Here is a 9502-nt window from a genome sequence, read left to right as displayed (position 1 = left end):
ACCGTCGTCACAGACCTCATCACAAACCGAATGAACAAACAGGACGCTTGATAAAATGGATGGATCACCACACCCAAACACCGCACCCGTTCTGATCCTGCTTGGCCCTCCGGGGGCAGGCAAGGGCACGCAGGCACGCATGCTGCAAGAAAAATTCGGACTTGTGCAACTCTCCACCGGTGACCTTTTGCGCACCGCTGTGGCCGCGGGCACCAAGGCCGGGATTGAAGCCAAGGCCGTTATGGCCGCAGGCGGGCTGGTCAGCGACGAAATCGTCCTGCAAGTCCTTGCTGACCGCTTGTCAGAACCCGACTGCGCCTCTGGCGTGGTGCTGGACGGGTTTCCGCGCACAACGGGTCAGGCCGAGGCGCTGGATCAGATGCTCGCAACATCTGGCCAGCACATCAATGCCGCAATCGCGCTGGAGGTCGACAATGTCAAAATGGTCCTGCGCATTGCAGGCAGGTTTACATGTGGCGGCTGCGGTGAGGGATATCATGACACGTTCAAACCAACCAAGGTCGATGGTGTATGTGACGGATGTCAAAGCACAAATATGACCCGCCGCGCAGATGACAACGCCCAGACGGTGATGTCACGGCTCGACGCCTACGAAGAACAAACCGAGCCGCTGATTGCATATTATGACGGCAAGGGCGCGCTGCGGCGGGTGGATGCGATGGGGGACATCGCGGCCATCGCGCAGAGCATCGCGCAAATCGTTTCCAAAGTAACAGCCTAACAAATTGCGGGCCACATCCGGCCCGCGACAGCACTTAAAAGGAGGAACGCCAAAATGGCAGAACAACAGACAAACTCAGAAGGCCGGGCAGCGGAGGACGCGGGGGGCTATTGGACCGCGAACGTCCGCATGATCCGGATCAGTCTGGTCATATGGGCCGTCGTGTCCTTTGGCTTTGGCATTTTGCTGCGCCCGTTACTGTCAGGTATCGGCGTTGGCGGCACGGACCTGGGCTTCTGGTTTGCCCAGCAAGGCTCAATTCTCGTGTTTCTCGGCCTGATCTTTTTCTACGCCTGGCGGATGAACAAGCTCGACAAACAATATGGTGTGGAGGAATAGGCAATGGACCAGTTTACACTAAACCTGCTGTTTGTGGGCGCGTCTTTCGCGCTCTACATCGGCATTGCTGTCTGGGCCCGTGCGGGGTCGACCTCTGAATTCTATGCCGCGGGCCGGGGTGTTCACCCTGTCACCAACGGTATGGCCACGGCGGCGGACTGGATGTCTGCGGCGTCCTTTATTTCCATGGCGGGTCTGATTGCCTTTACCGGGTATGACAACTCATCCTTCCTGATGGGCTGGACGGGCGGCTATGTGCTGCTTGCGCTGCTCTTGGCGCCTTACCTGCGCAAGTTCGGCAAATTCACTGTGTCCGAGTTTATCGGTGATCGCTTCTACTCCCCCACGGCGCGTCTGGTTGCCGTGATCTGTCTGCTTGTGGCCTCGATCACCTATGTTATCGGACAGATGCAGGGTGTGGGCATCGCCTTTGGCCGTTTCCTTGAGATCGACGCCTTCTGGGGTCTGCTTTTGGGGTCCTGTGTCGTGTTCGCCTATGCGGTTTTCGGCGGCATGAAGGGCGTGACCTACACGCAGGTCGCACAATACTGTGTGTTGATCCTCGCCTATACGATCCCGGCTGTGTTCATCTCCCTGCAACTGACGGGTACGCCTATCCCTGCGCTGGGTCTCTTTTCTGAAACAGTCAATGCGGATGGCACCAGCAGCGGTGTTTACCTGCTGACCAAACTGGACCAGATCGTAACCGATCTTGGTTTTGCAAGCTACACTGAAGCGCACAAAGACAACCTGAACATGGTTCTCTTTACCCTGTCGCTGATGATCGGGACCGCCGGTTTGCCGCATGTCATCATGCGCTTCTTCACCGTGCCACGCGTATCTGACGCGCGCTGGTCGGCGGGCTGGACGCTTGTATTCATCGCGCTGCTCTATCTCACAGCCCCTGCGGTTGGTGCGATGGCACGCCTCAACATCTCTGAGATGATGTGGCCAAGTGGTGTGAACGGCGAAGCGGTGTCGGTTGAAACAATCGAATCCGACGAACGGTATAACTGGATGCTGACGTGGCAGAAAACCGGTCTTCTCGATTGGGAAGACAAGAACGGCGACGGCAAGATCCAGTACTACAACGACAAGAACGACGCGATGGCTGAAAAAGCTGCGGCAAACGGCTGGGAAGGCAATGAGCTGACCAACTTCAACCGCGACATCCTCGTGTTGGCCAACCCTGAGATTGCGAACCTGCCAGGCTGGGTGATCGGTCTGGTGGCGGCGGGCGGTCTTGCGGCGGCCCTGTCCACAGCGGCGGGTTTGCTCCTGGCGATCTCTTCAGCGGTCAGTCATGACTTGCTCAAGGGGCAACTCACGCCGAATATGTCGGAAAAGTCGGAACTGTTGGCCGCAAGGATATCCATGGCGGTTGCAATTGTGGTCGCGGTCATACTGGGCCTCAATCCTCCGGGTTTTGCGGCGCAAACCGTGGCTCTGGCCTTTGGTCTCGCAGCGGCGTCAATCTTCCCTGCGCTGATGATGGGTATCTTCTCCAAGCGGGTGAACAACGTGGGCGCTGTTGCCGGTATGCTTGCCGGTCTAGTCTTCACGCTGGTCTACATCTTCCTGCACAAAGGCTGGTTCTTTATCCCGGACACCAACTCCTTTGTTGATACGGCAGAGGGCAGCTTGCTGGGCATCCAGTCCACAGCAATCGGCGCGGTCGGTGCGGCGATCAACTTTGCGGTTGCCTTCGGTGTCTCTTCGATCACCAAGGAAACACCTCAGGAGATCAAGGATCTCGTGGAAAGTGTCCGCGTACCAGCCGGTGCTGGCGGTGCAGTAGATCACTAAACCTTTCGATTGGCCGGGAAACGCCTCGGCCAATCCGCAAAATACACCTGCCCCGCGCACGATGGGGCAGGTGCCTTTCTTCAAGGATATATCGATGAACGAAGACGCCCTGACCTTTCTGTCGCGCCAGCACCCATATGATGAGTTGCCCGCCGGTGTTCTCAACGATGTGGCCGCACAGGTTGAGAAACTCAGCGTCGCTGAAGGCGAGATGATCTATGCTTACGGCGAACCGCTTGAGGGACTCTATATCATCCAATCCGGGCTGGTCGATGTCAGGGATCAATCAGACGCGCAGGTCTCCATGCTGGAGCGCGGAAATTCCTTTGGCGAACGCGGCTTGCTTGCAGATGGCACCGCCGTCACGTCGGCCCGCGCCGTCAAGGACACGCTTTTGATCCGCGTGCCCGTCCCCCTTTTCAACACCCTGCGCACCGAACAATCCCCGTTCCAACGCTTTTTTGCACGCAGCAGCGCGCGGACCGACAAGAGCGCAACGCAGCAGACCAGCCTCGCGCAAGTGTCTGTTGATGCGCTGATGGTCCATAACCCAGTGACCTGCACGGCGGGCACCTCCGTCGTGGATGCGGCGGTTCTGATGACATCACGGCACATTTCATGCCTGTGCATCACCGAACAGGATCGTCTGACCGGCATCGTGACCCTGCGTGATCTTGTGGGCAAAGCGCTTGCGGCAGGTCTGCCCCCGCAAACGCCGCTGAGCGACATCATCCTGAATGAACCCGTGTCACTGCCACCGACCGCTATCGGTTCGGACGTGCTGCATATGATGATGGAATACAACCTCGGCCATTTGCCGATTGTCGACGCGGGCAAGTTGGTCGGAATCGTCACGCAAACCGACCTCACCCGCTATCAGGCGACAACTGCCGCCGGGTTGGTTGCCGACGCAGCACGCGCCCAAAGCGTTGAGGCGCTTGCGGATATCACGGGCCGTATTCCGGCGTTGCTGGTGCAATTGGTTGCGGCCGGAAACCGGCATGACGTCGTGACGCGCATGATCACCGATATCGCGGATGTGGTGACGCGCAGATTGCTGAGCATGGCGCAGGAAAAACTCGGACCCGCACCGCTGCGGTATCTGTGGCTTGCCTGCGGATCACAAGGGCGGCAGGAACAGACAGGTGTGTCGGATCAGGACAATTGCCTGATCCTGGATGACGGCGCATCCGAGGATGACATCTCCTATTTTCACGATATGGCCTCGTTTGTCAGCGACGGGTTGAACGCCTGCGGCTACGTCTATTGCCCCGGTGACATGATGGCCACGAACGCGCGCTGGTGCCAGCCGCTGTCCGTGTGGAAGGAGTATTTCGCAGGCTGGATCAAAAGCCCCAGCAAAGAGGCGCAGATGCTTGCCTCGGTGATGTTTGACCTGCGCCCCATCGGCGGGGATACCAGCCTGTTCCACGGGCTGCAACAAAGCACGCTGCGCAAGGCTGCAAAGAACTCGATCTTCACCGCCCATATGGCCAGCAATTCGCTGACCCATCAGACACCACTTGGGCTGTTGCGCGGTCTGGCCACCATCAGTTCGGGCGATCATCGCAAAACGATTGATACCAAGCTGAACGGCGTCGTGCCGGTTGTCGATCTGGGGCGCATGTATGCGCTGCAAGGGCAATTGACGCAGGCCAACACCCGCGCGCGCCTCAAAGCCGCGCTGAGCAACAAGATCATCAGCGCCAAGGGCGGACGCGACCTGCTGGAAGCCTATGATCTGGTTGCACAGACGCGGCTTGAACATCAGGCGCGGCTGATCAAGGAGGGCAAGGCACCCGACAACTACCTGCCCCCGGCCCGCCTGTCGGATTTCGAACGCAGTCACCTGCGGGACGCTTTTGTCGTGATCAAAACAATGCAGTCGGCTTTGATGCAAGGACGTGGCATCTTGGGCTGATATCTACGGCAATTCTCGGGGAGGAGAAGGCTCATGTTTTTCGAATTGATCGGCACGATTATCGCAGGTGTTGCCATGGCGCTGCTTGTCTGGGCTGTGAACCGGACCCTGCTCAAAGGGCGTTTGCCCAGCTGGCTGGTGCCGGTGTCCGCAGGTCTGGCCATGATCGTGGCGACAATCTCCAGCGAATACGGCTGGTTTGCCCGCACGCAGGCCAATATGCCCGAAGGGTTCGTCGTCGCGCAAAGCGTGGAGGAACAGGTTTTCTACCGGCCATGGACCTATGCGGTGCCCTATGTCAGCCGCTTTGTGGCCGTGGATCAGGCGACCATGCGCAAACACGCCGAACAACCCGGTCAGCGCATCGTCGATCTGGTGTTCTATGGCCGCTGGGCGCGCACGGCCAAGGTGCCTGTGCTGTTTGACTGCACGCAAAGTCGGCGCGCTGACATCATTGACGGCGTGGAATTTGGCGACAACGGTGAAGCACTCGGCGTTGACTGGATCGCCGTCAGTGCCAGCGATCCAATCCTGAGGGTCGCCTGCGAGGAGGTGTGAGATGAAAAACCTCAGCCTCCGGCTCCGGGTCTTTCTGTTCTTTTGCCTGACTGCCATTGGCAGTATCGCGATCTGCCTTGGCGCACTTTACATGGGGTTTCGCCAGTTGGGGGAGGGTGATGCGCTGTCGGCCTTCGTCACGTCAGGTGTGATCGCGGGCTTTGGCATTCTGGGTCTGGTGGTCCTGATCTGGCTTTTGTTCGACGAAAACGTCAGCAAACCGATTGAGGCATTGGCCGCCAGTCTGCGCGTGCGCACCCACGTCGATATCGGCACAGAAATCGAAGAGGAAACCGCGAAATACCTTGGTGATCTGGCACCGGCTGTCTGTGCGATCCACCGCAAGCTCAGGGACGAGACGCGCGCCTCCTCCGAGGCGGTGGTGGAACGCACCGCGCGGCTGGATGCGCAGCGCTCGCAACTATTGCAAATCCTGTCTGACATTCCCGTCGCCGTGATCGTGGCGCGACAGGATCACCAGATCATCCTCTATGACGGGCAGGCCGCCGACCTGATGGAACGGGAATGCCCTGCCCGCCTCAAAGGATCGGTGTTTGACTACCTTGACAAACAATCCGTGCTTGAGGCCCTGGCTGCGCTGAAAAAACAAAACGCCCTGCGCCATGAGATCGCCCTCAAAGGCCGCTCCGGCGCGGTTTACAAAGGCCACATCCGGGTTTTTGGGGCAGATGCGGGCTACACCTTGATGCTGGAACCACTGCGCCCCGATGCCGCGCGCCCGCTGGTCTATGACTTTGACCTGCTCGACATCGAAGAACCCACATCCCTAGATCAAACCAGATTACGTGATCTGACGTTCGTTGTTTTTGACAGCGAAACGACCGGCCTTGATCCACAAAGAGACGAGGTTGTGCAACTGGGGGCCGTGCGTGTCGTCAACGGCAAGATCATCGAAGGCGAAGTCTTTGATACGCTGGTCAATCCCGGCCGGACCATCCCGCCGGGGTCCACGGCGGTGCATCAGATCAGTGATGCCATGGTCGCCGATGCGCCGGGCTTTGATGTCGCCTGCCGCGCGTTCCACCAATTCGCCGAACACGCTGTGATCGTCGCCCATAACGCCCCCTTTGATATGGCATTCCTCAGACGCCAGTGTCGAAATCAGGACTACGCGTTCGACAACCCCATTCTAGACACAGTGCATCTGTCTGCGGTGGTTTTTGGCGGCTCTGCAGAACATACGCTGGATGCTTTATGCGACCGTCTGAACGTGCATATCCCCGATAACGTACGCCACACCGGGCTTGGCGATGCGCTTGCCACGGCCAAGGCGCTGGTTGCGCTGATCCCGGTGCTTGAGGCGCGGGGTTTTACAACCTTTGAACAGGTCCGCGCGGAAATTCAGAAACACAGCCGCATTCTGAAGGTTGAAGCCTAAAGCGTCATGCGAAAAGCCTGAATCACATAACACTGCCTGAAATCAAGGATTTCAACGCGTTACGTGATACTTGATGTTTCAGGTATTTCGTCAGACGCTCTAACGCAATCCTCGCCTGCGCCAGAGCCAGCCGTGCAGCGCAAGGTAGGGCAGATAGAACGCAAAGACCTGAATGACATCAAACGGTCCGGAAAAGTCATCGCTTGACCCAAGCCCACCGGTCAGGATTTCCCAAACGCCGTAATGCACGCGGTAGAGCCATGAGGCCAGCGCGAGGATCACCAGACGTTCGGCCCAAAGCCGGTGAAGTGGGTGCCGCAACCGCGCATAGCGCACTGTCTGGACGGCGGCCAAAAGCATCAAGATGCCATATAGCGCAAAGCCGGTGCTCATGACCGGGCCACCGATCGTACCTTGCAGCGCAATATACATCAGCCCGCCAAGGCTGGTGAGGACGGCCGCACTGACAAGGACATACCCCAAAATGCGGTGCAGCAGGGCAGCGCGCTGGCGCAAAACCTGCGACAACTGCAGCGGCGCGAGCGCGGTGATCAAACCACCCGCGATCATGTGACCGTAGACCGCGATATTGCTCAGCGCGGCACCACCGTGAAACAGTCGGGACAGTGCCTGTTCGCCCGGATCGTTCAGCGCCATGCCGCGCGCCAACGCATAATAGGCAAAGGGCAGCGCAAAAAGGATCAGGACAGCCACAAACAGCGTATTGCCCACGGGTCTCTTTGTGCTCTCAGGTATCATGGGGCCGAGTTGAACACGCCACGTCCCACTTTGAAAAGCGCTTTGCGTCTAAAGCGATGCCGTGATCCCACCATCCACGAATACGGTCGTCCCATTGACAAAAGATGACGCATCCGAAGCCAGAAAAATACAGGTGCCGACCAGTTCCTCGACCTTGCCCCACCGGCCCGCAGGCGTGCGTTTTTCAAGCCACGTCGTGAACTCAGGGTCCGCGACCAATGCGGCATTCAGCGGCGTGTCGAAATACCCCGGGGCCAGCCCATTGCACTGCAACCCGTATTGCGCCCAGTCGGTGGCCATGCCTTTGGTCAGGTTCGCAACCGCACCCTTGGTCATCGTGTAAGGCGCAATGCCGGGCCGTGCCAGCGCGGTCTGCACCGAGGCGATATTGATGATCTTGCCCTTGCCCCGGCTGATCATATGGCGCGCGCAGGCTTGGCCCACATGGAAAACACTGGCGATGTTTGTTTGCATCAGCTTTTCAAAGGCATCCGCGGGGAAATCCTCAAGGGCGGTGCGGTGCTGCATTCCGGCATTATTCACCAGAATATCAATCGCCCCGTGCTCGGCCTCGAACCCGTCCACAGCGGCGCGCACACCCTCGTGGTCCGTTGCATCAAAGGGCAGCTGGTGCGTCCCCTCGCCCAACTGAGCGGCGGCAGCGGCCAGCTTAGCAGTGTCCCGCCCGTTCAGCACGATGTCAGCGCCCGCCGCTTGCAGTCCCTTTGCGAGTGCAAAGCCAATGCCTTGCGACGATCCGGTGATCAGGGCGCGGCGGCCCGTCAGGTCAAATAGGCTAAGGCTCATGATATTCCTCTTTGTGCTCGACAATTGCGATCCGTCCCGCTTATTTTACCCCCAACCCTCAAAGTCAAGGATGCCGGGCATACCGCCCCTTGAACAGCCCAAAGAGACCTCTATGAAATCGCTTGTTATCCACGGCGCGCATGATTTGCGCATTGAAGAGCATGAGCCACAGACCCTTGGTGCCGGACAGGTTCAGGTTGCGCTGGCGACCGGGGGCATCTGCGGATCGGATCTGCACTACTATCATAATGGTGGCTTTGGCACGGTACGCCTCAAGGAACCCATGGTGCTGGGTCATGAAGTATCCGGGCATATCACGGCGCTTGGGGCGGGGGTCAGCGGGCTTGAGGTCGGGCAGTTGGTGGCGGTGTCACCCTCGCGCCCCTGTGGCGCCTGCTGCTATTGTGTTGAAGGGATGCGCAACCAATGCCTGAACATGCGGTTTTACGGCTCCGCCATGCCGTTCCCGCATATTCAGGGGGCATTCCGGCAGGTTCTGGTCGCGGATGCCGCGCAATGTGCGGTGGCCGAGGGATTGAGCACAGGCGAAGCTGCCATGGCCGAACCCCTGGCCGTCTGTCTGCACGCCGCCAGTCAGGCTGGCCCGCTGCTGGGCAAACGTGTGTTGGTGACAGGCTGTGGCCCCATCGGGTTGCTGAGCATTCTGGTTGCCCGCCGCGCGGGTGCGACGGAAATCGTCGCGACGGACCTGACCGATTTCACGCTGCGGATGGCCGCCGCACAGGGGGCGGATGTCACGATCAATGGCGCGACCGATCCGGATGGATTGGCGACATATCAGGCGGGCAAGGGCACCTTTGACGTGCTGTTTGAATGCACGGGCGTGGCCGCCGCACTGGCTGGCGGGATCGCGGCCCTGCGTCCGGGTGGCATCATTGTGCAACTGGGGTTGGGCGGAGACATGACCCTACCGGTGCAGGCATTGACGGCCAAGGAGTTGCAACTGCGCGGCTCGTTCCGCTTTCACGAAGAGTTCTTTACCGGTGTGACGCTGATGCAAAAGGGGCTGATTGACGTAAAGCCCCTGATCACGCAAACGCTACCGTTGGCAGATGCCATCGCCGCCTTTGATCTGGCCAGCGACAGAACACAAGCGATGAAGGCTCAGATCAGTTTTGCCTGACTTCCCGACCTTCTTGCACGCACAAAG

At 59.1% G+C, this 9502-nt stretch carries 9 protein-coding genes; 7 read left to right on the top strand and 2 right to left on the bottom strand.

Features of this window, described 5'->3' with window-relative positions:
- Positions 1 to 55 precede the first annotated feature (55 nt).
- The 6 genes from K5Q35_RS13175 (at position 56) to K5Q35_RS13150 (ending at position 6765) form a co-directional block, all read left to right on the top strand.
- Entirely contained in the window at positions 56 to 742 is a 687-nt protein-coding gene (locus tag K5Q35_RS13175; protein WP_220799877.1) for an adenylate kinase, read from the top strand.
- A gap of 54 nt (positions 743 to 796) precedes the next feature.
- Positions 797 to 1081: a DUF4212 domain-containing protein gene (locus tag K5Q35_RS13170; protein WP_220799876.1), complete on the top strand. Its 285-nt coding sequence runs from the start codon at positions 797 to 799 to the stop codon at positions 1079 to 1081.
- Positions 1082 to 1084: 3 nt separating this feature from the next.
- Positions 1085 to 2887: a sodium:solute symporter family protein gene (locus tag K5Q35_RS13165; protein WP_013960282.1), complete on the top strand. Its 1803-nt coding sequence runs from the start codon at positions 1085 to 1087 to the stop codon at positions 2885 to 2887.
- Positions 2888 to 2981: 94 nt separating this feature from the next.
- Complete coding sequence (locus tag K5Q35_RS13160; protein ID WP_220799875.1) at positions 2982 to 4808, top strand: DUF294 nucleotidyltransferase-like domain-containing protein; 1827 nt, start codon at positions 2982 to 2984, stop codon at positions 4806 to 4808.
- Between the two features lie 33 nt (positions 4809 to 4841).
- The gene (locus K5Q35_RS13155; RefSeq protein ID WP_013960280.1) at positions 4842 to 5366 is read left to right on the top strand and encodes a hypothetical protein; all 525 of its coding nucleotides are present in this window, start codon (positions 4842 to 4844) and stop codon (positions 5364 to 5366) included.
- A 1-nt stretch (position 5367) separates the two neighbouring features.
- Complete coding sequence (locus K5Q35_RS13150; RefSeq protein ID WP_220799874.1) at positions 5368 to 6765, top strand: exonuclease domain-containing protein; 1398 nt, start codon at positions 5368 to 5370, stop codon at positions 6763 to 6765.
- Positions 6766 to 6864: 99 nt separating this feature from the next.
- On the opposite strand, the gene K5Q35_RS13145 is transcribed toward K5Q35_RS13150, so the two are convergent.
- Both K5Q35_RS13145 and K5Q35_RS13140 read right to left on the bottom strand, forming a co-directional pair.
- Positions 6865 to 7524, bottom strand: coding sequence for a DUF2306 domain-containing protein (locus tag K5Q35_RS13145; RefSeq protein ID WP_220799873.1), 660 nt, complete (start codon positions 7522 to 7524; stop codon positions 6865 to 6867).
- Positions 7525 to 7572: 48 nt separating this feature from the next.
- Positions 7573 to 8331: an SDR family oxidoreductase gene (locus tag K5Q35_RS13140; RefSeq protein ID WP_013960277.1), complete on the bottom strand. Its 759-nt coding sequence runs from the start codon at positions 8329 to 8331 to the stop codon at positions 7573 to 7575.
- A gap of 112 nt (positions 8332 to 8443) precedes the next feature.
- On the opposite strand from K5Q35_RS13140, the gene K5Q35_RS13135 reads away from it, so the two are divergent.
- Positions 8444 to 9475 carry an L-idonate 5-dehydrogenase gene (locus tag K5Q35_RS13135; RefSeq protein WP_220799872.1) on the top strand — a complete coding sequence of 344 codons (1032 nt, stop codon included), beginning with the start codon at positions 8444 to 8446 and terminating at the stop codon, positions 9473 to 9475.
- Positions 9476 to 9502: the final 27 nt, after the last annotated feature.

Source organism: Roseobacter sp. OBYS 0001 (assembly GCF_019654895.1).
Taxonomy (GTDB): Bacteria; Pseudomonadota; Alphaproteobacteria; order Rhodobacterales; family Rhodobacteraceae; genus Roseobacter; species Roseobacter litoralis.
Note: the sequence above shows the minus strand (reverse complement) of the source record. Positions and strands in the feature narration are given on the sequence as shown.

Excerpts from the sequence above, each read along its gene's own strand:
- K5Q35_RS13140 (WP_013960277.1), bottom strand. The coding sequence starts at position 8,331 with ATGAGCCTTAGCCTATTTGACCTGACGGGCCGCCGCGCCCTGATCACC.
- K5Q35_RS13145 (WP_220799873.1), bottom strand. The coding sequence starts at position 7,524 with ATGATACCTGAGAGCACAAAGAGACCCGTGGGCAATACGCTGTTTGTG.
- K5Q35_RS13170 (WP_220799876.1), top strand. The coding sequence starts at position 797 with ATGGCAGAACAACAGACAAACTCAGAAGGCCGGGCAGCGGAGGACGCG.
- K5Q35_RS13135 (WP_220799872.1), top strand. The coding sequence starts at position 8,444 with ATGAAATCGCTTGTTATCCACGGCGCGCATGATTTGCGCATTGAAGAG.
- K5Q35_RS13160 (WP_220799875.1), top strand. The coding sequence starts at position 2,982 with ATGAACGAAGACGCCCTGACCTTTCTGTCGCGCCAGCACCCATATGAT.
- K5Q35_RS13175 (WP_220799877.1), top strand. The coding sequence starts at position 56 with ATGGATGGATCACCACACCCAAACACCGCACCCGTTCTGATCCTGCTT.
- K5Q35_RS13155 (WP_013960280.1), top strand. The coding sequence starts at position 4,842 with ATGTTTTTCGAATTGATCGGCACGATTATCGCAGGTGTTGCCATGGCG.
- K5Q35_RS13150 (WP_220799874.1), top strand. The coding sequence starts at position 5,368 with ATGAAAAACCTCAGCCTCCGGCTCCGGGTCTTTCTGTTCTTTTGCCTG.
- K5Q35_RS13165 (WP_013960282.1), top strand. The coding sequence starts at position 1,085 with ATGGACCAGTTTACACTAAACCTGCTGTTTGTGGGCGCGTCTTTCGCG.